This is a genomic window from Micromonospora sediminimaris (genome assembly GCF_016863575.1).
Taxonomy (GTDB): Bacteria; Actinomycetota; Actinomycetes; order Mycobacteriales; family Micromonosporaceae; genus Micromonospora; species Micromonospora sediminimaris.
In genome coordinates, this window is the sequence record NZ_BOPD01000017.1 from 22,489 (window position 1) to 44,760 (window position 22,272).

General features: G+C 72.0%; 19 protein-coding genes. 8 read left to right on the forward strand and 11 right to left on the reverse strand.

The window, feature by feature from the left end:
* Positions 1 to 70 precede the first annotated feature (70 nt).
* From Vse01_RS14790 to Vse01_RS14805, 4 genes are all read left to right on the forward strand, one after another.
* Positions 71 to 775, forward strand: a complete 705-nt coding sequence (locus tag Vse01_RS14790) for an ABC transporter ATP-binding protein (protein WP_210937377.1) — start codon at positions 71 to 73, stop codon at positions 773 to 775.
* Positions 772 to 3,498, forward strand: coding sequence for an FtsX-like permease family protein (locus Vse01_RS14795; protein ID WP_232511027.1), 2,727 nt, complete (start codon positions 772 to 774; stop codon positions 3,496 to 3,498). Before Vse01_RS14790 ends, Vse01_RS14795 begins: the two co-directional genes overlap by 4 nt.
* 28 nt (positions 3,499 to 3,526) lie before the next feature.
* Positions 3,527 to 4,006 (forward strand): nitroreductase family deazaflavin-dependent oxidoreductase, encoded by a 480-nt coding sequence (locus Vse01_RS14800; RefSeq protein ID WP_093401642.1) that lies wholly within the window; start codon positions 3,527 to 3,529, stop codon positions 4,004 to 4,006.
* Between the two features lie 137 nt (positions 4,007 to 4,143).
* Complete coding sequence (locus tag Vse01_RS14805) at positions 4,144 to 4,821, forward strand: hypothetical protein (protein WP_093402023.1); 678 nt, start codon at positions 4,144 to 4,146, stop codon at positions 4,819 to 4,821.
* Between the two features lies 1 nt (position 4,822).
* Here the strand turns inward: Vse01_RS14805 and Vse01_RS14810 are convergent, their stop codons facing one another.
* On the reverse strand, positions 4,823 to 5,539 hold the full coding sequence (locus Vse01_RS14810; protein WP_093401643.1) for a VIT1/CCC1 transporter family protein: 717 nt from the start codon (positions 5,537 to 5,539) through the stop codon (positions 4,823 to 4,825).
* Positions 5,536 to 6,393 carry a type I methionyl aminopeptidase gene (map, locus tag Vse01_RS14815; protein WP_093401644.1) on the reverse strand — a complete coding sequence of 286 codons (858 nt, stop codon included), beginning with the start codon at positions 6,391 to 6,393 and terminating at the stop codon, positions 5,536 to 5,538. Before map ends, Vse01_RS14810 begins: the two co-directional genes overlap by 4 nt.
* 94 nt (positions 6,394 to 6,487) lie before the next feature.
* Between map and Vse01_RS14820 the strand changes: the two genes are divergently transcribed.
* On the forward strand, positions 6,488 to 6,802 hold the full coding sequence (locus tag Vse01_RS14820) for an STAS domain-containing protein (RefSeq protein WP_232511028.1): 315 nt from the start codon (positions 6,488 to 6,490) through the stop codon (positions 6,800 to 6,802).
* Between the two features lie 20 nt (positions 6,803 to 6,822).
* Here Vse01_RS14820 and Vse01_RS14825 read toward each other — a convergent pair whose 3' ends face one another.
* The 5 genes from Vse01_RS14825 to Vse01_RS14845 all read right to left on the reverse strand — a co-directional run bounded on the left by Vse01_RS14825 (position 6,823) and on the right by Vse01_RS14845 (position 14,670).
* Positions 6,823 to 10,530 (reverse strand): SpoIIE family protein phosphatase, encoded by a 3,708-nt coding sequence (locus Vse01_RS14825; RefSeq protein WP_093401646.1) that lies wholly within the window; start codon positions 10,528 to 10,530, stop codon positions 6,823 to 6,825.
* Between the two features lie 174 nt (positions 10,531 to 10,704).
* Complete coding sequence (locus tag Vse01_RS14830; protein WP_093401647.1) at positions 10,705 to 11,472, reverse strand: 3-oxoacyl-ACP reductase; 768 nt, start codon at positions 11,470 to 11,472, stop codon at positions 10,705 to 10,707.
* Positions 11,473 to 11,474: 2 nt separating this feature from the next.
* Positions 11,475 to 12,830, reverse strand: a complete 1,356-nt coding sequence (locus tag Vse01_RS14835; protein ID WP_093401648.1) for an aldehyde dehydrogenase family protein — start codon at positions 12,828 to 12,830, stop codon at positions 11,475 to 11,477.
* A gap of 121 nt (positions 12,831 to 12,951) precedes the next feature.
* A complete protein-coding gene (locus Vse01_RS14840) occupies positions 12,952 to 14,316 on the reverse strand; it encodes a glutamine synthetase family protein (protein ID WP_093401649.1) in 1,365 nt (454 codons plus the stop codon).
* A gap of 93 nt (positions 14,317 to 14,409) precedes the next feature.
* The gene (locus Vse01_RS14845) at positions 14,410 to 14,670 is read right to left on the reverse strand and encodes a YciI family protein (RefSeq protein WP_093401650.1); all 261 of its coding nucleotides are present in this window, start codon (positions 14,668 to 14,670) and stop codon (positions 14,410 to 14,412) included.
* Positions 14,671 to 14,730: 60 nt separating this feature from the next.
* Between Vse01_RS14845 and Vse01_RS14850 the strand changes: the two genes are divergently transcribed.
* A complete protein-coding gene (locus Vse01_RS14850) occupies positions 14,731 to 15,393 on the forward strand; it encodes a Crp/Fnr family transcriptional regulator (RefSeq protein WP_093401651.1) in 663 nt (220 codons plus the stop codon).
* Between the two features lie 216 nt (positions 15,394 to 15,609).
* Here the strand turns inward: Vse01_RS14850 and Vse01_RS14855 are convergent, their stop codons facing one another.
* From Vse01_RS14855 to pcaF, 4 genes are all read right to left on the reverse strand, one after another.
* Positions 15,610 to 16,110 (reverse strand): DUF456 domain-containing protein, encoded by a 501-nt coding sequence (locus Vse01_RS14855; protein WP_093401652.1) that lies wholly within the window; start codon positions 16,108 to 16,110, stop codon positions 15,610 to 15,612.
* A 72-nt stretch (positions 16,111 to 16,182) separates the two neighbouring features.
* Positions 16,183 to 18,345, reverse strand: coding sequence for a putative bifunctional diguanylate cyclase/phosphodiesterase (locus tag Vse01_RS14860; protein ID WP_093402024.1), 2,163 nt, complete (start codon positions 18,343 to 18,345; stop codon positions 16,183 to 16,185).
* 4 nt (positions 18,346 to 18,349) lie between these two features.
* Positions 18,350 to 19,168: an SAM-dependent methyltransferase gene (locus tag Vse01_RS14865; RefSeq protein ID WP_093401653.1), complete on the reverse strand. Its 819-nt coding sequence runs from the start codon at positions 19,166 to 19,168 to the stop codon at positions 18,350 to 18,352.
* Positions 19,169 to 19,283: 115 nt separating this feature from the next.
* Positions 19,284 to 20,486: a 3-oxoadipyl-CoA thiolase gene (gene pcaF / locus Vse01_RS14870; RefSeq protein WP_093401654.1), complete on the reverse strand. Its 1,203-nt coding sequence runs from the start codon at positions 20,484 to 20,486 to the stop codon at positions 19,284 to 19,286.
* 104 nt (positions 20,487 to 20,590) lie between these two features.
* On the opposite strand from pcaF, the gene Vse01_RS14875 reads away from it, so the two are divergent.
* Positions 20,591 to 21,556, forward strand: coding sequence for a glutathione S-transferase family protein (locus Vse01_RS14875; protein ID WP_093401655.1), 966 nt, complete (start codon positions 20,591 to 20,593; stop codon positions 21,554 to 21,556).
* A complete protein-coding gene (locus Vse01_RS14880) occupies positions 21,549 to 22,271 on the forward strand; it encodes a DUF998 domain-containing protein (protein ID WP_093401656.1) in 723 nt (240 codons plus the stop codon). Before Vse01_RS14875 ends, Vse01_RS14880 begins: the two co-directional genes overlap by 8 nt.
* Position 22,272 lies beyond the last annotated feature (1 nt).

Below are 22,272 nucleotides of genomic sequence, written 5' to 3' on the forward strand. Positions count from 1 at the left end.
ACCGGCCGCCTCCGACTCCACCACCTCGGACGGAGCCGGTGCCCGATCAGCCGGCGACACCGTACTCGACCTGCGTGACGTGCACCGCACCCACGGCAGCGGCCCGGCGGCGGTACACGCCCTGCGCGGAGTGAGCCTGGCCGTACGCCCCGGCGAACTGGTCGCTGTGATGGGCCCTTCCGGATCCGGTAAGTCCACCCTGCTCACCCTGGCCGGCGGGCTGGACAGCCCGACCGCCGGTGAGGTGCACGTCGAGGGGCAGCCGCTGCACGCCCTGGATCGGCGTGGGCTGGCCAGGCTGCGCCGCCGCCGCATCGGGTACATCTTCCAGAACCTCAACCTCATCGGCAGCCTGACCGCCGTGGAGAACGTCGCTCTCCCCCTCGAACTGGACGGCACCGGGGTACGGGCGGCCCGCCGGCTGGCGCTCGACGCACTGACCGAGGTGGGTCTGTCGGAGCTGGGTGACCGGTTCCCGGACCAGCTCTCCGGTGGCCAGCAGCAACGCGTCGCCATCGCCCGGGCGTTGGTCGGTCAGCGGCGCCTCGTGCTGGCCGACGAGCCGACAGGTGCGCTGGACTCGCAGACCGGGGAAGCGGTGCTGCGGTTGCTGCGTCGCCGGGTCGACGCGGGGGCCGCCGGGGTGCTGGTGACCCACGAGGCGCGCCATGCCGCCTGGGCCGATCGGGTGGTCTTCCTGCGCGACGGCGTGACGGTCGACTCGACGGCCCCGCTGGCCGGCGTGGAGGCCCTGCTCAGCGGTAGCGGCCGGTGAGCAATCGGCCGTCCCGGCTGACCAGCGGTGCACGGCTGGCCGAGACGCTCGGGTCGTGGCGGGCCGCGCTACGCATCGCCCGCCGCGAGGCGAGACGGGCCCGTGGGCGTACCACCCTGGTGCTATCGATGATCATCCTGCCGGTGCTGGCGTTGAGCTTCGTCGCGGTCAGCGTCGACATGGCCCAGCTGACCCCGGGCGAGGAGTTGGATCGTCGGCTCGGCAGCGCCGACGCGGAACTTCGGGTGGTCGGGCGCGGCCCGGTCGAGCAGAGCTCCGACGGCAGCGGCTGGACCTCCGGAGACCGGGACCAGCCGCTCACCGCCCCGGTCAGCGCCGAGCACGTCGCCGCGCTGCTACCCGAGGGCAGCCGGGTGCTGCCGATACGTCGCTGGGTGCCGTTCAGCGCCTGGCAGGGTGACCGGATCCGCGACGACATCGCTGCCACCGCGATCGACCTGACCGACCCGCTCGGGCGCGGCCTCGCCCGGATCCACCGGGGCCGGGCACCGGCCACCGCCGACGAGATCGCGGTGAACCTGGCCGCCCGACGCAGCCTCGGTGTCGACCTCGGGGACCGGATCGCCGCCGGAGACGGCAGCCGCACCTGGACGGTTGTCGGCGTGGCCGAACTCCCCGAGCGACTGACCGCGATGGTCATCCTGCACCCCGCCGGAGCGCCTCCGGAGACCAACCCCGACGAGGTCTTCCTGGCCGATCTGTCCGGCCCGCTCACCGACGACGTCTTCCGGCAGCTCAACCACAACGGCATCGTGGTAGCCGCCCGCGTCCCCGCGCCGCCCGGAAAGCTGACCCAGTACGTCGGCTCGCGAATGAGCGGAATGAACGTGGAGGCGGTCAGCACCGGCGTGCTCGTCGGCGGACTCGGCCTGCTCGAAGTGGTGCTGCTGGTCGGGCCGGCGTTCGCCGTGGGAGTACGCCGTCGGCGACGGGAACTGGCTCTGGTGGCGGTCGCCGGTGGCGATGCGGTGCAACTGCGCCGAGTGGTGCTCGCCGACGGCGTGGTGCTGGGTGGGGTCGGCGCCGTGGCCGGGATCGCGCTCGGCGTGACGGCCGCCATCGCCGGCCGGCCCCTGGTCGAGGAGTTCATCTTCTCGCAGCGGTTCGGCGGCTACCGCGTCTGGCCCGCGGCCCTGGTCGTGATCGCGCTGGTCGCGGTGCTGGCCGGGGTCCTGGCCGCGCTGGCACCGGCGTGGACGGCCGCCCGGCAGGACGTGGTGGCCGGGCTCGCCGGTCGGCGCACCCCGCCCGCGCACCGACGCCGGTGGCTCGCCATCGGCGTCGCGCTGGCCGCCGGGGGGACCGTCGTGGCCGCGATCGGCGCGGTCGTCACCTCGCAGCCGGTCATCCTCGCCGGGCTGGTCCTGGGCGAGCTGGGACTGGTGTTCGCCACCCCGACGCTGGTGGGCCTGCTGGCCCGGCTCGGCCGGTTCCTCCCGCTGGCCCCCCGGATCGCCGTACGCGACGCCAGCCGCAACCGGGCGTCGGCCGCGCCGGCCATCTCCGCCGTGATGGCCGCGGTCGCCGGCAGCGTCGCCCTCGGCCTCTTCCTGGCCAGCGACGACGCCCGCACCGACCAGCGGAACCGGGCGCTGCTGCCGGAACGCACCGTGCTGGTCACCACCGGCGGCGATCCCGCGTCGGATCGGCCACCCACCCTCGACGAGATCAGCCGCCCGGCCCGGGAACTGCTCGGTGCCGACACGATCGCCCCGCTGGTGGCGGCCGGCTGCTCGCCGGACTTCTACGCCTGCACGATCACCGCGACCATGCCGGCCGAGCGCGTCTGCCCCTGGCAGCCGTACGAGCCACTCAGCGCGGCCGACCAGCTGCGGGCCCGCGCCGATCCCCGCTGCCAACACGGCGACGACGAGCTCCAGAGCCCGTACCTGCGGGTCGCCGTGGACGACGGCACCACGCTGCGGCTGCTCACCGGGGTCGCACCGGCCGAGGTCGAGGCCGCCACGGCCACGCTGCACTCGGGCGGCGCAGTGGTCACCGACGCCCGCTTCCTGCGCGACGACCGCCTGGATCTCCGGGTCGAGCACGGCGACGAGAAACGGCCGGCGGACAGCGTCACCGTGCCCGGACACGCGCTGCATACCGGGCTCGGTGAGCACTGGCTGGTGCTCTCCCCCACCGCCGCCGACCGACTCGGGCTCACGACCCGGCAGGTCGGCTGGGCGTTGGACGCCCAGCAGCCACCGGACCAGCAGCGGCAGGACGAACTGGCCGCCGTACTTCGCCCGCTCGGCTCCGCGGGAGTCGCGGTGGAGCGGAATCAGAACCACGACGACACCCGGCCGCTGCTGCTCTTGCTGGCGGCGGTCTCCGCCGTGGTCACCGTCGGGGCCGCCGGTATCGCCACCGGTCTGGCCGCCGCCGAGGGACGAGCCGACCTGTCCACCCTCGCCGCGGTCGGTGCGGGACCAGGCGTACGCCGTCTGCTGTCGCTCTGCCAGGCCGGCCTGATCGCGGTGCTCGGCTCGACGTTGGGCATCGTCGCCGGACTCGCCTCGGCCCTGATCGTGCTGGCCTTCACCAACCGGCGGTACGCCGACAGCTGGCCGATCGAACCGCCCTACCCGCTGGTGATGCCCTGGCTCACCCTGGCTGTGCTGGTGGCGGTACCGCTGGTGGCGATGCTCGGCGCAGCGCTGTTCACCAGGTCCCGGCTACCTGTGGAACGCCGTCTGGACTGACCGGTACCTGACACCGCAGACTGTGCGGATGTCCGTGCTGGGAAGCCTCACCCGCCGGGTCGGTCGGTACCGCTGGTTCGGTGCCACGGTCCGGTTGCTGGTACCCGTCGACCGGGCCGTCGGGCGGCTGACCCGGGGCCGAGTGGTCGCCCTCGGGCTCGCACCGTCGCTGGTGATCACCACGACCGGCCGCAAGTCTGGTCGGCCGCGCAGTAACCCGCTGCTCTACGTGCCCGACGGCGACGGGTACGTGGTCGTCGGGTCGAACTGGGGCCAGGCCCACCAGCCGGCGTGGTCGCTGAACCTGCTCGCCGAGCCGAGGGCCGAGGTGGACGTCAAGGGTCGCCGGATCCCGGTACGCGCCGAGGTCGCCACGGGCGCCGAACGCGACCGGCTGTGGCGGCTGCTTGTCGACGAGTGGCCGGCCTACGAGACGTACGTGGAGCGGGCCGGTGGCCGGGAGATCCGGATCTTCCGGCTGGTGCCCGACGACACCCGCCGCACCTGACCCCCGTCGCGGCTCGGCCGAAGGCCCGAACACAGGCGTTAGGGTGTGCGTGACCGACAGGTCGCTGTGGGTGGCGCGAACGCGGGGTGGTCGGCGTGGACGGTGTCCAGGAACACCGGGACGATCCCCGATGGGACATGGCCGAACGGGTCGCCGCGGCCCTCCGGCGGCGGTTCCCGGCCGAGGTGCTCGCGGTCGCGGTTCACGGTCCGCTGGCCCACGGCGACGACGACGGCGGTGGCGACAGTGAGGTCGGGATGCTGGTGGTCACCTACCGGCCCGGCACCGGCCCACCGACGGCGACCCGCCGGGTGGACGGCGTACTTGTCGACCTGACCGTCGTGGCCGCCGAGGAGCGGCTCCGCCAGGCCCGGCAGTTGACCAGCCGGTGGCCGCTGACCGCCGACCGCTACGTGACCACACGGGCCCTGCACGACCCGACCGGATGGCTGGCCACCCTGCGCGACGAGCACCTCGGCCGACTGGCCCGGGCGCGCCCGGCCGAGTTCACCTCGGCCGCCCGCAGGGCGTGGTACAGGGGCAGCGCCGCGCACGCCCGAGCCGCCCGGCTGGCCGAGTGGTACGAGACGGACCAGGCCCTGCTGATGCTCGGCGAGGCCCGGCTCGGCGCGGCCACGGTCAGCGGACTACTCAGCCGCACCTACTTCCGGGATCCGGGCGACGCGGTACGGCGGACCGGGCTGGCCGGGGCGGACATGACCGAGGTGGGTGCGGTGCTGGCCCGCCAGTCGGCGGAGCTCACCGCCCGTGGCCGCCCGGTCGACGGCACCATCGACGACCTGCTCGACGGCTGACTCAGCCGAGGCCGCCCGACACCCCGATCAGCGCGCCGATCAGGTATGTCGCCACCGCTGCGGCGCCACCGAGCAGCAGTTGGCGCAGCCCGCCGGTCCACCACCGGCGGTTGGTGAACCGGGAGACGGCCGCACCGGCGACGAAGAGCCCGAGCCCGCCGAACGCCAGGGCCAGGGCCAGGCTGGTCGCCCCGAACAGGTACGGCAGCAGCGGCACCAACGCCCCGACGGAGAAGCAGAGGAACGACGAGAGCGCCGCCGCCCACGGGTTGGGTTGCTCGTCCGGGTTGACGCCCAACTCCTCCTGCACGTGCATCCGCAGCGCCTGCTCCGGGTGACGGCGTACCGCCTCGGCGACCTGGACGGCGAGGTCTTCCGGCAGGCCCCGGGCGATCCACAGGTCGGCAAGCTCGCGGGCCTCGGCCTCCGGGTGGCGCTCCAGCTCCCGTCGTTCCTTGGCCACCTCGGCGGCGATCTGCTCGTTGGCCGACCGCACGCTTGTGTACTCGCCGAGCGCCATCGAGATGGCACCGGCCACCAGGCCGGCGGTGCCGGTGAGCACGATGGTGCGGGGCGAGACGCCACCGCCGCCGACACCGGCGATCAGGGCGATGTTGGTGACCAGGCCGTCCATCGCACCGAACACGGCCGGGCGCAGCCAGCCGCCGGACACGTCGGCGTGATGGTGCTCACGCAGCGCCGCAGGGGTTTCGGTCACGGCAGTGTCAGGATCTCGTGGCCGTCCTCGGTCACCAGCACGGTGTGCTCGAACTGGGCGGTCCACCTGCGGTCCTTGGTGACCACCGTCCAGCCGTCGTCCCACAGGTCGTACTGGTAGGTGCCGAGCGTGATCATCGGCTCGACGGTGAAGGTCATTCCCGGCTCCATCACGTCGGTCGGGCGCGGGCTGTCGTAGTGCGGCACGTAGAGCCCGCTGTGGAAGGCTTCGCCGATGCCGTGACCGGTGAAGTCGCGGACCACGCCGTAGCCGAAACGCTTCGCGTACGACTCGATGACCCGGCCGATCACGTTGATCTGCCGGCCCGGGGCGACCGCCCGGATCCCCCGCATCATCGCCTCGTGCGTCCGCTCGACCAGCAGCCGGTTCTCCTCGGCTACCTCGCCGACGCAGAACGTCGCGTCCGTGTCGCCGTGCACTCCACCGATGTACGCGGTGACGTCGACGTTGATGATGTCGCCGTCGACAAGCGCGGTCGAGTCGGGGATGCCGTGGCAGATCACCTCGTTGAGGCTGGTGCAGCAGGACTTCGGAAAGCCCCGGTAGCCCAGGGTCGACGGGTAGGCACCGTGGTCGATGAGGAAGTCGTGCACCACCCGGTCGATCTCGTCGGTGGTCACGCCGGGCTTGCAGTGCTCCCCCGCCAACTGCACCGCCTGGGCGGCGATCCGCCCCGCCAGCCGCATCTTCTCGATGGTCTCCGGGGTCTGCACGTGCGACCCCTGCCAGGGCCGGGGGGCCTTCTTGCCGACGTACTCCGGGCGGGCGATGTGGGCGGGCACCGGCCGCCACGGGGAGAGCGTGCCGGGGGTCAGCGGCGCACGGACGGTCATGACGCAAGCCTATCGCCGCCCGTGCAGTGACCCCCACCACCGGCAGCCCCGAGCGGTTGTTGCCCTACCACAAGCACTGTGTCAAGGTGTCTGCGTGGATCAAGGGGGCGCACCTCCCATCTTCTCCGCCAACGCGGAGACCGACGGTGATCACCTGAGCGTGGTGGTCACCGGCGAGGTCGACATGGCGACCGCCGACACCATGCTCGATACGGTGCTGCGGGAGCCAGCCGGCCGGGTGACACTCGACCTGCGGGCAGTCACCTTCTTCGACTCGGCGGCCATCCACGCGGTGGTCCGGCTCGCCGGCCACTACCCGGACGCGTTGACGGTGCTGCCGTCCCGACAGGTCAGTCGGGTGTTGGAGATCGCCGGTCTGGGGACTCAGCCCTGGCTGCACCCGGCCTGAGCCGCCCGACCGGCGCTCAACTACTCGCTCAGCTCCCGGCGCAGGGTGACCCGTGTCCCCTCAGGGGTGTGCTCGACCGAGAGATCCCCGAGTGCCCGGATCAGCGACAGCCCGCGACCCCGGAAACCCGATCCGGTCGACTCCCGCCACCGCCCGCTGTCAGCCACCGTCGCCACCACCGTACGGTCCTCGACCCGCACCTCGATCTCGATCACCGGCTCGGCCGGGTCGACCGGGTGCTCGATGGCGTTCGCCGCCGCCTCGGAAACCGCCACGGTCAGGTCGAACAGGTCCGTCTCGCCCACCCGGTGGGCGACCAGGAAGTCCTCCAGCCGCTTGCGCAGCACACTGAGCCGGGTCGGGTCGGCGGGCAGCCGCAGCGCGAACCTGTTGAGTTCGACCGCCTCCAAGGCCAGGACCGCGACGTCGTCCCGTCGGGGCCGGCCGGCGACCCGCGCCACCACCGCGTCGATCAGATCGGCCACGTGCTCACTGGAGCGGGCCGCGTCGGCGCGCAGCAGGGCCAGCGATTCGTCGATGCCGACCTGTCGGTCCTCGATCAGGCCGTCGGTGTAGAGCAGCAGCCGGTCACCGGCCCGCAGCTCGCCGGGGACGGTCTCGTACTCGGTGCCCGCGATGGCACCGACCGGCGGCCCGAGCGCCCGGCCGTGCAGGAACGCCACGTCGTCGCCCCGGATCAGCAGGGGCGACGGGTGACCGGCGCTGGCGTAACGCAGCCGACCCGTCCGGGGGCTGAACCACAGACAGAAGACCGTCGCGAACGAGCGTGACTCGGTGGAGCCCACCAGCCGGTTGAGTCGGGTCAACGACTCGCCGGGCTCGAAACCCTCCAGCACGTACGCGCGCAGCGCGTTGCGTAGCTGGCCCATGGCCGCCGCCGCCGGCACACCCTTGCCGACCACGTCACCGATGATCAACACGAGTTCGTCGTCGTCCCGGGCCACCACGTCGTACCAGTCGCCGCCCACCTCGACGTCCGCGCTACCGGGCAGGTAGCGGCTGGCCACCACGGCACCGGGCAACTGGGGCAGGGTGCGGGGCAGCAGGCTGTGCTGGAGGGTGGTGGCGATGCGGTGCTCGGCCTCGTAGAGCTGGGCGTTCTCCATGCGCGCCCCGACCAGGCGGGCGAGCTGGGTCAACGCGGCCTCGTCGGCGTCGGCGCTCTCGGCGGCCGGATGCCACACCCGCAGCTCGCCGAGCGGCTGGTCGGCCACTCCTGTCAACGGCAGGACGAAGGACGGCTCGGCGCTGCTGGCTCCACCGGCGTCGGCCTCGTAGCGCGCGCCGCCGGCGGAGACCGCCACCCGGACGGCCTCGGCGAGACTCAACGCATGGCGGGCGGCGACCTGGAGCACGTCGGCGGTGGATCGGGCGGTGTTGACCGCGACCGCCGCGTCCGCGAGGGCACGCAGCCGGCGGATGATCTGGTTACGCAGCTGACCGAGGGCCATGTTGGCGCGGACCCGGGCGATCAGCTCCTGCCCGGAGAAGGGCTTGGTGAGGTAGTCGTCGGCACCCACCGACAACCCGGCCACCTCCTCGGCGGAACCGGCGCGGGCGGAAAGCAGCACGATCGGTACGTACCGGGTACGCGGGTCCGCGCGCAGCGCGGCGACCAGACCGAAGCCGTCCAGGCGCGGCATCATCACGTCGGTCAGCACCAGGTCGAAGGCACCATCGGTGGCGAGGCGCAGCGCCTCCACCCCGTCGGCGGCGGTGCGCACCTCCCAGGTGGGCACGAGCAACTGGGTGACGTGTTCGCGCAGGTCAGGGTTGTCGTCGACGACGAGCACGCGGCCGGCGGGCCCGGCGGTGAGGGGCCGCATCCGTTCCGCCGAGGCGTCACCGTCGAGCGCGGTCGGGGCGTCGGCCGGTGCCGGGCGGGACGCGGCAGCGAGCGGACCGGCGGTCCACTGAGCGGTCTCGGCGACGAAGAGCGGGGCCTGCCGCGGCTCCCGCTCGGTGTGATCGGCGTCGGCCACCCGGTCGGCCGGCAGGTGCCCGGACCCGAACGGGATGGTGACCACGAAGGTGCTGCCGGCGTCGATCCGGCTCGTGGCGCTGACCCGTCCGCCGTGCATCTCGACCAGTTCCCGCACCAGGGCCAGGCCGATCCCGGTGCCCTCATGGCTGCGGGAGCGCACTCCCGGCACCCGGTGGAACCGCTCGAAAACGTGCGGAAGTTCCTGCGCTTCGATGCCCACCCCGGTGTCGGAGACCTCCAGTTGGGCTGCGCCGCCTACCGTACGGACCCGGATGCTGATCTCTCCCTCGAAGGTGAACTTCAGGGCGTTGGAGACCAGATTGAGGACGATCTTCTCCCACATGTCCGGGTCGACGAAGACCGGCTCCGCCAACGGCGGACAGTCCACCACCAGTCGCAGCCCGGCGCGCTCGGTGGCGGAGCGGAACGTGCTGGCCACCCGGGAGGTGTAGTCGGCCAGGTCGGTGGGCTCGTAGTGCGCCACCAGCCGCCCGGATTCCAGCCGCGAGAAGTCGAGCACCGTGTTGACCAGCTTCAGCAGCCGCAACGCGTTGCGGTGCATCACGGTCAGCCGCCGCGTGTGGTCCTCGCTGAGCCTCGGGTCGGCGAGCAGGTCCTCCAACGGGCCCAGCACCAGGGTCAGTGGCGTACGGAACTCGTGGCTCACGTTGGCGAAGAAGTTGGTCTTGGCCAGGTCCAGGGCGGCCAGCTCGGCGGCCCTGGCCCGTTCCTGCTCGTACGCCCGCTGTTTGCCGACCGCCCGGGAGATCTGCGCGGCGACCAGCTCGAAGAAGGTGCGGTAGTCATCGGTCAGCGGCAGCCGCCGGGCCATTCCCAGCACCAGCACCCCGACCGGTTCGTTTGTCGCGCTGATCGGGAGCACCACCGCCTCGTCGGCGGCATCGGGCGGGACCTGGCCGAGCAGATCGGCGGTGGACACCACCGCACTCGCGCCGGTCGCGGCCAGCTCCATCAGCCGGGCGGACGGATCGACCGTGACGGTCACCGCACCGCTGGCCCCGGCCAGGCGCGGATGTCCTTCACCGTCACGCAGGTAGAGCAGCCCGAATGGGACGTCGGCCTGATGCCGGTCGAGCACCGCCGCCGCGACCTGGCCAAGTTCCTCGGTGTCCACCGGATCGGCCAGTTCCGAGCCGAGTTCGGCCAGCGCGCGCAGCCGGCGTTCGCTGAGCACCCGCCCGGTGGTCTCGCTACAGATGCAGAGCACCCCGCTGATCGCACCGTCGACGTCGCGGATCGGATCGTACGAGACGTCGAAGTAGACGTCCTCCACGAAGCCGTGCCGATCGAGCAGAAAGTGACGGTCCCGGGCCTGGTACGCCTCGCCGCCGTGCAGCACGTCGGTCAGCAGCGGCCCCAGCACGTCCCACGTCTCCGCCCAGTGCTCCCGGGCCGGCTCGCCGAGCACAGCGGGATGCTTGTCGCCGATGGTGGGCCGGTACGCGTCGTTGTAGAAGGCGCGTAGGTCCTCGCCCCAGAACATGGCGATCTGCGCCTTGGAGGCGAGCATCGTGCTGAGGGCGTTGCCGAGCGAAACAGGCCAACGGTCCGGTGGACCGAGCGGGTTGGCCGACCAGTCGCGGTCGCGCAACAGTGCGCCCATCTCACCGCCACCCGCGAATGCCGCCGCGAGCAGCGGAGACGTTCCACTTTCCGCTGCGGACGGCTGACCACCGTCCACGCCCCCCTGGGCCGAGTTCATGCAGCCTCCCCGGCCGTGTCCACGCCGCTCCCGATCACCAAATGCCCTGACCGCTCTCTACCCAGACGGATCAGCAACGTAACGCATACGGCGGTTCGGACGCTGTTCAGCTCCAGGTGAGCGTCGGTGGCGATCCCGGCCGACCGCGATCGCTCGTGATCGGTGTAAGTGAGATCACAGCGGGGTGACGTACGCGCCGGTGATCCCCCCGTCGACCACGAACTGCGCGGCGGTCATGAACGAGGCGTCGTCGCTGGCCAGGAAGGCCACTGCGGCGGCGATCTCGGTCGGTTCACCGAATCGACCCATCGGCACGTGCACCAGCCGGCGGGCGGCCCGCTCCGGATCGGCCGCGAACAGCTCACGCAGCAACGGCGTGGCCACCGGTCCCGGGCAGAGGGCGTTGACCCGGATGCCCTCCCGGGCGAACTGCACGCCCAGTTCCCTGGTGAGCGCCAACACACCGCCCTTGCTCGCGGTGTACGCGATCTGTGACGTCGCCGCGCCCATCAACGCCACGAAGGAGGCGGTGTTGATGATGGAACCTCGGCCCTGTCGGCGCATGTGCGGGATGACGTGCTTACAACACAGGTAGACGCTCGTCGTGTTGACCCGAAGCACCCGTTCCCAGGCGTCCAGCCCGGTCTCCAGGATGGAGTCGTCCTCGGGTGGCGAGATACCGGCGTTGTTGAACGCGATGTCCACCCGCCCGTACCGCTCGACCACCCCGTCGAAGAGGTCGCGTACCGCCGGCTCGTCGGCCACGTCCGCCGCGACGAAACTCCCGCCCACCTCGTCGGCGGCCCGTTGACCGGCCTCGGTGTCCACGTCGACGCAGACCACCCGGGCACCCTCGGCGGCGAACCGCCGGACGGTGGCCAGCCCGATACCGCTGGCCGCCCCGGTCACCACGGCCACCCGGTCCTGCAACCGTCCCGGCATGCTCACTCCTCCGTGTTGACGAAGACGTTCTTGACGTCGGTGAACGCGTGCAGGGCGTCCGGCCCCAGTTCCCGACCCAGACCGGAACGCTTCATCCCACCGAAGGGTGTCCAGTACCGCACCGAGGAGTGGGAGTTGACGCTCAGGTTGCCGGCCTCCACGGCCCGGGCCACCCGCAGCGCCCGGCCCACGTCGCGGGTCCAGATCGAGCCGGAGAGACCGTACTCGGTGTCGTTGGCCAGCCGGACGGCGTCGGCCTCGTCGTCGAACGGGAGCACCGAGACGACCGGGCCGAAGATCTCCTCCCGCCAGTGACGGTCGCCCGGGGAGTCGGCGAGCAGCACGGTCGGTGCGTGCCAGTACCCGGGGCCGTCGGGCCGCGAACCGGTGAACGCCACTCGCGAGCCGTCGACGTAGCCGGCGACCCGGTCCCGCTGCGCGGCCGAGATCAGCGGTCCCATCTCGGTGCTCTCGTCGGCCGGATCACCCACCCGGAAGGCGCGCACGGCCGGTTCGAGCAGTTCGAGGAAGCTGTCGTACACCCCGCGCTGCACCAGCAGTCGGGACCGGGCGCAGCAGTCCTGACCGGCGTTGTCGAAGACGGCGTACGGCGCGCTGGCGGCAGCCCGCTCCAGGTCCGCGTCGGCGAAGATCAAGTTCGCCGACTTGCCGCCCAGCTCCAGGGTCAGCCGCTTCACCTGGTTCGCGCAACCGGCCATGATCCGGGTGCCGACCTCGGTGGAGCCGGTGAAGCAGATCTTGCGCACGGCCGGGTGGCTGACGAACCGTTCACCGACCACCTCGCCCCGCCCGGGCAGCACGGTGAACACTCCCTCGGGCAGACCCGCCTGCTCCGCCAGCTCGGCCAGCCGCATCGCGGTCAACGGCGTCAGTTCGGCGGGCTTGAGCACCACCGTGTTGCCGGCGGCGAGCGCGGGCACGAAGCCCCAGGCGGCGATGGGCATGGGAAAGTTCCACGGCACGATCACCCCGACCACGCCGAGCGGTTCGTGGAAGGTGACGTCCAGCCCGCCCGGCACCGGGATCTGCCGCCCGGTGAGCCGTTCCGGCGCCCCCGCGTAGTAGTCCAGCACGTCCCGCACGTTGCCCGCTTCCCAGCGGGCGTTGCCGATGGTGTGACCGGCGTTTGCCACCTCCAGCCGCGCCAACTCCTCCAGGTGCTCGTCCACCACCGCCGCGAACCGCCGCAACAGTCGCCCCCGGTCCCCCGCGCTCACCTGCCGCCACCGCTCGAACGCCCGCCCCGCCCGCTCAACCGCCGCATCCACCTCCCCGACGGAGCTCTCCCCAACCTCCCGCAACACCACCGCACGAGCCGGATCCCAGACCTCACCCACCCACCCTCACCCACCCACTCCTCGCGATCTTGCACTTTCTGTCGGGACAAACTCGACATAGCACCACAATCTAGGGACCGAAAGTGCAAGATCGCGGAGAAGGTGGGGTGGTTGGCGGCTGTCAGAGGCGTTCGAAACCACGGGTCAGTTCCCAGTCGGTGACGGCGGCGTCGAAGGCGGCCAGCTCGACGCGGGCCATGTTGGCGTAGTGGGCGACCACCTCCTCGCCGAAGGCGTCGCGGGCCACCGTCGAGCCTTCCCAGAGGGAGAGGGCGTCGCGAAGGGTACCGGGGACGCGTTCGGCGCCCGGGTCGTCGTACGCGTTGCCGGTGCACTCCTCGCCCAGATCCAACTCGTTCTCGATGCCGTGCAGCGCGCCCGCCACCAGGGCCGCGATCGCCAGGTACGGGTTGACGTCGGCACCCGGCACCCGGTTCTCCACCCGCATCCCCTGACCGTGCCCCACCAACCGCAGCGCGCAGGTGCGGTTGTCGGTGCCCCACCGCAGTGCGGTCGGCGCGAAGGAGCCCGGCTGGTAACGCTTGTATGAGTTGATGTTCGGCGCGAAGAACAGGCTCATCTCGCGCATCGTGGCGAGCAGCCCGGCGAGCACCCGCTCACCGGTCCGGCTCAGGTCCGCCGGCCCGTCACCCAGCATCGCCGAGCCGCCGGAGGCGTCCCGCAGCGAGAAGTGGATGTGACAGGAGTTGCCCTCCCGCTCGTTCGGCTTCGCCATGAAGGTGATCGACATGCCCTCCTGGGCGGCGATCTCCTTCGCCCCGTTCTTGTAGATGACGTGATGGTCGGCGCAGGCGACCGCCTCGTCGTAGCGGAAGGCGATCTCGTGCTGGCCGAGGTTGCACTCACCTTTCGCGCTCTCCGGAACCAGCCCCGCGCCGGCCATCTCGGTGCGGATCCGGCGCAGCAGCGGCTCCACCCGGGCGGTACCCAGCAGGGAATAGTCGACGTTGTACTGGTTGGCCGGGGTCAGCTCCCGGTACCCGCTGCGCCACGCCTGCTCGTACGAGTCACGGAAGAGGACGAACTCCAGCTCGGTGCCGGCGTACGCGGTCAACCCGTGCCCGGCCAGCCGGTCCAACTGCCGGCGCAGGATCTGCCGCGGCGAGGCGATCACCGGACCGGCCCCGTCCAACCACTCCAGATCGGCCAGGAGCAGCGCCGTCCCGGGCTGCCACGGCACCCGGCGCAGGGTGCCGAAGTCCGGCTTCATCGCGAAGTCGCCGTAGCCGCGTTCCCAGCTCGACATCGCGTACCCGTCGACGGTGTTCATGTCCACGTCGACGGCGAGCAGGTAGTTGCATCCCTCGCTGCCGTGTCCGACGACCTGGTCGAGGAAGTACGGGGCGTGGAACCGTTTGCCCTGCAACCGGCCCTGCATGTCGACCAGGGCCAGCGCCACCGTGTCGATCTCGCCCTCGGCGACGGCGACCCGCAGTTGTTCCAACGTGAGCGGCGGCGTTCTCATCCGCGAGCCTCCATCACCAAGGTCTACCGGCCGAGCCGATCACCGTCAATAAGACGCTCCGCCGGTACCCCGATCCGGTCCCCCGCCAAACCGTCAGGGACCGACGACCGGTCGCCATCCGCGCACCGCCACAACCTCGACACCGGCGGTGGTGAAGTAGGGATCCTCGGCCATGAGCCGGTCGACCTCCGCCCGGTCGCCGGTGAAGACCAGCAACGCACCGGAGTCGCCGTCCCAGGGGCCGGCGAGGAGCAGCGCGCCCTGCTCGTACAGCGCCCGCAGGCGGTCCCGGTGCGCCGGTCGGGCCGCCAGCCGGGCAGGCTCGTCGGTGAAGGAGAGTTCCACACAGATCATGGCGAGGAGCGTAAGGACCAGACGGGTCGTACGGCTGTATCCCGCGATACGCTCCGCGAGATGGACCAGGTCGAACTGGCGGCGGTGCCGCTGTTCTCGATGCTCGACGAGGCACGCCTGGCGTGGCTCGCCACCGAGTGTCCGCCCCGCGACCTTTCCCGGGGCGCCACCGCCGCCCGCGTCGGCGAGCCGGCCCGACACCTCGTCGTTGTGATCCGCGGAACGCTCTCGGCGGGCTACGACACCAGCCACGGCTCGCGGGTCCGATTCGTGACGGTGACCGGCCCATGCGTGATCGACAAGGCCGCCGTACTCGGCGGCGGATCGCACACGGCGACCTGGACCGCGTCGACCGCCTGCCGGATCCGCCTGCTGCCGGCGGTTCTCCTGCGAGATCTCATCGGCCAGGTTCCGGCGCTCCGCGACCACGTACTACGCCACCTGTCCGACCAGGTGCACCGCGACCGCCGGGCCCAGGTCCGCCGCGCCGCGCCGCAGCCCGTCACGCGGGTCGCCGCCTGGGTCGCCGAATCCATGCGTACCCGGGGCAGCCGGATCACCCTGCCGGGAGCGCAGCAGGGACTCGGTGAGGAGATCGGTCTGTCCCGGGTGACCGTCAACCGTGCGCTACAGGTCCTCGTCGGCGCGGGCGCCATCCGGGTCGAGCCCGGCGCCATCGTCGTGTTGGACCCGAGCCGCCTCACCGCACGCGACGGCAGCTAGCAGCGTCAGGGCCGCAATTGCGTTGCCGGCGGGGCCGGCGTAGCCCATCCTTGGGCTTGTGACCAGGCCCGATCGCGACGGGCCGACCACCGGGCCCTCGGAACGGCCCGGCCGCCGCGGCGGCGCGGGGAAGCGTCACCTCTCTCTCGGGTACGGCGTCGCGCCCTACCCCGACTCCGCCCCGCGCCGCTTCGGTAAGCACCGTGCCACGATCGGTCAAGCCATCACCAGGCCGGCCACCCAGAGGGCGCCGATCACCATGCCGGAGAGGAACTCCACGAGCATCGACAGTCCCGCCGCGGCGACCGCCTGCTTCGTCGCCGGCCAGGCCAGCCGGGTGTCTCCCAGCCGCAGCCGCTCCATCACGAAGATCCCGCCGACGAAGCCGATGACCAGCCCGACCACCGGGATGACGAAGAAGCCGACCAGGCCGAGCACCGCGCCGGCCAGCAGCGAGGTGGTGGGCACCCCGGCCCGCTTGAGGTTCCGGCCGGGCCAGGCGTACTTGACCACGGTGCCGGCCACGGCGACCAGCGTGGCGGCGGCGAGCACCAGCCAGCGGCCGGTTCCGGCGTCGCCGAACAGGCTCCACACCAGTACGCCGCCCCAGCACAACGGCAGCGCCGGCAGACCGGGCACCACCACCCCGGCCAACCCGGCGAGGATGGCCAGCGCGGCGACGACCGACACCGCCGTCCCGGTCTCCGTCAGCCCCACGTCGACTCCCCATCCGCTCGCCTCGACCCTGATCCACGGGCCACGTTCGTACCCGGAATGGTCACGGTCTGATCATCGCGGTCCGTCGCCACGCAACCGGGCCACCACCGTCTCCGCCGGACCGGGTGGGCCGAACAGCCGGCCCTGGGCGGTGTCGCACCGCAACGCCCGCAGCCGCTCCGCCTGCGCTTCGGTCTCGACCGCCTCCGCGGTGACCCACAGTTCCAACGCGTGGGCCAGCCGCACCAGCGCGTCGACGATGCGTTCGTCACGGTGATCGGCGTCGGCCGGCGCGGTGCCCCGGATTCCCTCCACGAACGGGCCCGCCAACTTCAGACAGGTGATCGGCAACCGGCGCAGGTACGCCAGATTCGAGTACCCGGTGCCGAAGTCGTCCACGGCCAGCCGTACGCCCAGCGCGGCGAGCCGGTGCAGGGTCCGCAGCGGCTCCCCGGCGGACCCCATCACCGCGCTCTCGGTCAGCTCCAGTTGCAGCAGCTCCGCCGGCAGGCCGCTGCTGGCCAGCGCATCGGCCACGGTGTCCACGATCGCCGGGCGATCGGCCTGGCGGGCGGCCAGGTTCACGCTAACCACCAACCCGGCGTCAGGGAATTCGGTGTGCCACCGCTGGGCGTCGCGACACGCTTGCCGCAGCACCCACTCACCGAGACGGACGATCAGGCCGGTCTCCTCGGCGAGTCCGATGAACCGGTCCGGACCGACAAGTCCCAGGTGCGGATGCTGCCACCGGACGAGCGCCTCGACGGCCAGCATGCGCCCGTCGAGCAGGGAGACGATCGGCTGGTAGTGCAGCACGAACTCGCCCCGGTCCAGGGCCGCCGGCAGCCCGGCGGCCAGCTCCGACCGGGCGAGGTCCCGGGCGCTGCGCTCGGGATCGTAGACCGCCCACCGGTCGCGGCCCTCCGCCTTCGCCCAGTAGAGCGTGGCGTCGGCCGCCTTCATCAGCTCCACCACGCTGGTGCCGGCCACCGCCGAGTCGACGATGCCGATGCTCGCCGAGACCGCGAGCTGCTGGTCGCCGACGCACAGCGGCGCGGCGACGGCGGCCAGGGCCGACTCGGCCACGGCGATGACGTCCTCGACGGCGGCCACCCCGTCGACCAGGATGACGAACTCGTCGCCGCCCATCCGGGCGACCAGATAGCCCTGCTCGGCCACACAGTCGGCCAGCCGTCGGGCGATCATCACGAGCAGCCGGTCGCCGAGTGCGTGCCCGAGACTGTCGTTTATCGCCTTGAATCCGTCCAGGTCGAGGAAGCAGACACCGACCCGGCCCGGCGCGTCGGGTCGCTCCACCAGGCCGGCCAGCGTGTCGAAGAACAGCGTCCGGTTCGGCAGGCCGGTCAGCGGGTCGTGCAGCGCCTGGAAGCGCAACCGCTGCTGGAGTTCGTACCGTTCGGTGATGTCCTCGACCACGGCCACGGTGAACCGGGGCCGGCCGTCGTCGTGGCGGATCAGCGAGACGGCCAGATCCGTCCAGACGGCGCTGCCGTCCTTGCGGTAGTAGCGCTTCTGGACCCGGGCCGCTTCGTGCTTGCCCTCGATCAGCTCCTGGTACAGCTCCCACATGCCGGCCGCGTCGTCGGCGTGGAACAGCGACGCCACGTTGAGCTGCCGCAGTTCCTCGACCGAGTAGCCGAGCATGTCGGCGAAGGCGTGGTTGACGTCGATGATCGTCCCGTCGACTCCGGCGATGCCGATGCCGATGGCCGCGCCGTCGAAGACCGCCCGGAAGCGGGCCTCGCTGTCCCGCAACGCCGCCTCGGCGTCGTCCCGCGCCTGCCACATGGCGCGGGCGATCCCCTCCTGCTGGACGAAGGTCCGCTCCCGCAGCGCGCGGGCGAAGCCGGCCGCGAGAGCGCCCTGCACCACCGCGATCCGCTCGTCCAACCCCGGCCGCCCGGCCGCGGCGGCGAGCACGTCGGCCCGGAACCGCTCGCCGAGCGTACGCACCGACCACTCGATCACCCCCGGCTCGGTCAGGTGCGCGGCGACGAGTGACCGACCGACCTCCTCCGCTGCCGGGGCCGGTGGCTCGGCGCTGAGCAGCACCTCCGCCAGCCGGAAGGTGTGCCCGAGCAGCAACCGCTCGGTCTCGGCCGCGCTCAGCGGCACGAAACCGAGCCGGCGTACGGCCCGCGCCCAGTCGGCGGCGTACCGCTGGGCGCCGGCCGGATCGACGGTGTTCCCGCCGGAGGCACCCACGGCGGCCATCGGATCAGCCGGCGGGCCGGTCGTTCCGGGCGACACCACCGAAGGCACCGAAGCGCTGCCCGTCGGCGGTGACGTCGGACGGCGAGTCGGGTCGCCACAGCTCCATGTGCACCACTCCGGGATCCACAATCGTCCAGTCACCGAAGAACCCGGTGATCTCGGCCCGCGAGCGGAGAGTGATCTCCGTGGCGGTACGTGCCGACAGTCGTTGCGCGTCCAGCATCTCCTGCGGCTGGTCCTCGAAGGTGGAGTGTGAGATGACCAGGTGGCTGCCGGGGGCGGCGGCCGCGCGCAGGGTGGCCAGGACGTCACCGGGACGGTCGGTGTCCGGTACGAAGTGCACCACCCCGGCGAGCAGGATGCCCAGCGGCCGGTCGAAGTCGAGCAGGTCGAGCTTGCCCGCCTCGGCCAGGATCCGTTCCGGGTCCCGCAGGTCGGCGTGGATGACGCCGGTCGACTCGTTGCCGGCGAGCAGTTCCCGGCTGTGCGCCACCGCGACCGGGTCGATGTCGACGTAGATCACCCGGGCCTTCGGGTTCGCGGCCTGGGCGACCTCGTGCACATTGCCGACCGTGGGGATGCCGGAGCCGATGTCCAGGAACTGGTCTATGCCGGCGTCGAGCAGGGCACGCACCGCCCGGCGAAGGAACTCCCGCCCGGCCCGCATGGTGGCCGCCAGGTTCGGCGTCATGGTCGCGATCTGCTCGGCCAGTTGCCGATCGATCTCGAAGTTGTGGGCACCGCCGAGGAAGTAGTCGTACACCCGCGCCGCGCTGGGCCGGGAAAGGTCGATCTCGGCGGGAAGTCCGTCCGGCTTCTGCACTGGTTGCACCTCACGTCGTCGCCGTGGATCGTGATGCTGACCACTCTAGGCGGGTCCGCGGCGCGGGGGGAGATCCACAACGGCCTTTTCCTGATCTACCACCGCTGCCGGCGGCTCAGGCGGCCTCCAGCAGCAGCGCGATGCCCTGCCCCACTCCGATGCACATGGTGGCCAGCGCCCGCCGCCCGCCGCGTCGGCGCAGTTCCAACGCGGCGGTCAGCGCGAGCCGGGCACCGCTGGCACCGAGCGGGTGACCCAGGGCGATGGCGCCCCCGTTGGGGTTGACGTGCTCCGCGTCCTCCGGCAGGCCGAGTTCGCGCAGCACCGCGACGGACTGGGCGGCGAACGCCTCGTTCAGCTCGATCACGTCGATGTCGGCCAGCGCCAACCCCTGCCGGTCCAGCAGCCGCCGGGTCGCCGGAACCGGCCCGATGCCCATCACCCGGGGCGGCACGCCGGCCGCCGCCGTGCCGGCCACCCGGGCCAACGGAGTGAGACCGTACGCGGCGACGGCCGCCTCCGATGCGACAAGCAGCGCCACCGCGCCGTCGTTGACGCCCGAGGAGTTGCCGGCGGTCACCGTGCCGCCGTCGCGGAACGGGGTGGGCAGCGCGGCCAGCTTCTCCAGCGAGGTCTGTCGGGGATGCTCGTCCACCTCGACCAGCCGGGTCTCCCGCCGACCCGCCGGCACGGTCACCGGCACGATCTCCTCGGCCAACCGGCCGTCGGCCTGGGCCTTGGCGGCCCGCAACTGCGAGCGGTACGCGAACTCGTCCTGCGCCGCCCGGTCGACGCCGTACTCGGCGGCCACGTTCTCCGCCGTCTCGGGCATCGAGTCGATGCCCCAGCCCCGCTCCATCAACGGGTTCACCAGCCGCCAACCGATAGTCGTGTCGTACACCTCGGCGGAGCGGGAGAACGCGGTGGTCGCCTTCGGCATGACGAACGGCGCCCGGCTCATGCTCTCCACGCCGCCCGCGACGACCAGGTCCGCCTCGCCGGCGACGACCGACCGGGCGGCGGTGGCCAGCGCGTCCAGCCCGGAGCCGCAGAGCCGGTTGACCGTGCTGCCCGGCACCTGCTCGGGCAGCCCGCCGAGCAGCGCCGCCATCCGGGCCACGTTGCGGTTGTCCTCGCCGGCCTGGTTGGCGCAGCCGAGCACCACGTCGTCGGTACGCGCCCAGTCCACCGACGGATGCCTCGCGACCAGCTCGCGGATCACGTGGGCGGCCAGATCGTCGGGGCGTACGCCGGCCAGCGCACCGGCGTACCGGCCGATCGGGGTGCGGACACCGGCCACCAGGTATGCCACGGTCATCGCGAGTCCTTCGGGGGGATGGGAAGGGGTGCAGGGGCGCGTCCACCGGGTCCACGGGGACTGACGGCCAGGATATCCCCGGCGGCTGCCGATAGGTTGTGGGCATGGCTCGGGCCCAGTTCAGCGCGGAAACCAGCGACGGCGGCGCGTTCGTCCGCCAACCCAACCGGTTCACCGGGCGGGTGACGCCGCACTCGACCGCACCGCCCGGTGGCGGGCCAGACGAGCAGGACCGCTGGCCGCTGGAGCCGGGCCGCTACCGGCTGATCTGGTGCCGGGCCTGCCCCTGGGCGCACCGGGCACTGATCGTGCGTAACCTGCTCGGGCTGACTGACGCCATCTCGCTGGGCACCGTCGACCCGATCCGGGACGATCGCGGTTGGCGGTTCGTCCTCGACCCGGACGGCTTCGACCCGGTGCTCGGCATCGGTTTCCTCTCCGAGGCGTACCTGGCCACCGATCCGGACTACACCGGCCGGGTCACCGTGCCGGCGCTGGTGGACACCCGTACCGGCCGGGTGGTCACCAACGACTACCCGCAACTGACCCTGGACCTGTCCACCGAGTGGCGGCAGTTGCACGCCCCGGACGCGCCGGACCTCTACCCGGTCGAGCTGCGCCCGGAGCTGGACGTGCTGATGGCCGAGATCCACCGGGACGTCAACAACGGCGTCTACCGATGCGGCTTCGCCACCACCCAGCAGGCGTACGACGAGGCGTTCGAGGTGCTGTTCACCCGGCTGGACGCGCTGTCGGAGCGGTTGGCCGGCCGTCGCTACCTGATGGGTGACTCGATCACCGAGGCGGACGTGCGCCTGTTCACCACGCTGGTCCGCTTCGACGTGGCGTACCACGGACACTTCAAGTGCAACCGGCAGAAACTCACCGAGCTGCCGGTGTTGTGGGCCTACGCCCGGGACCTGTTCCAGACTCCCGGTTTCGGGGAGACCGTCGACTTCGACCACATCAAGCGGCACTACTACGCCACCCACGGCGAGATCAACCCGACCGGGATCGTCCCACTCGGGCCGGACCTGCACGGCTGGACGACGCCGCACGGACGTGGCTGAGCCGCCGGCAACGGTCCGACGGTCGGTGCGGCGCGGCGCCGCGCTGGTCGCCGCGCTCTGCGCCCTGGCTGGCGCGGCTGCGGTGACACTCGCCGTCGTCGCCGGCCCAGGACCGGGCCTGACCGGGTACGTGAGTGAGGCCGGTGTCGTCGACAGCGACTATGCCTGGACGTACCGGTTCGGAGTGTTCGCCCTGGCCGGGGCGCTGCTGCTGCTCGCCGTCGCACTACGGGTCGGTGCGCGGCACTGCGGCGACCCGGCACTTCGGGTCGCCGTGACGCTACTCGTGGCGGCGAGTCTGTGCACGGTCCTGTCCGGAGCGGTGACGTGCAGCGCGGGCTGCCCGCTGCCGCCGTTCGAACGGGCCACCGTGGCGGATCTGGTGCACGGTGCGGCAAGTGTCGCCGCGACGGCTGCGGTGGTCTTCGCGATGCTGGCGGTCGCCTTCTCGCCGGTGGCGCGACGCCGGCTGCGGCGCACGGGCGTCGTCGCGGCAGTTGTGTCGCTGCCACTCGCGGGAGCTGTCGGTCTGGCGATGCTGCTGGTCGGCCGGAGTCCGCTGGTCGGGGTGCTGGAGCGGCTGCTGCTGACGGTTGCCGTCGGCTGGGCCCTGGTCACCGCCGGAGCGTTGGCGGTACGCGACCCCACGACGGTGGCGGTGCAGGACCACCGGACACCTACCGTGCGCGAGCCCACAGCTCGCCGTCGGCGCTGAG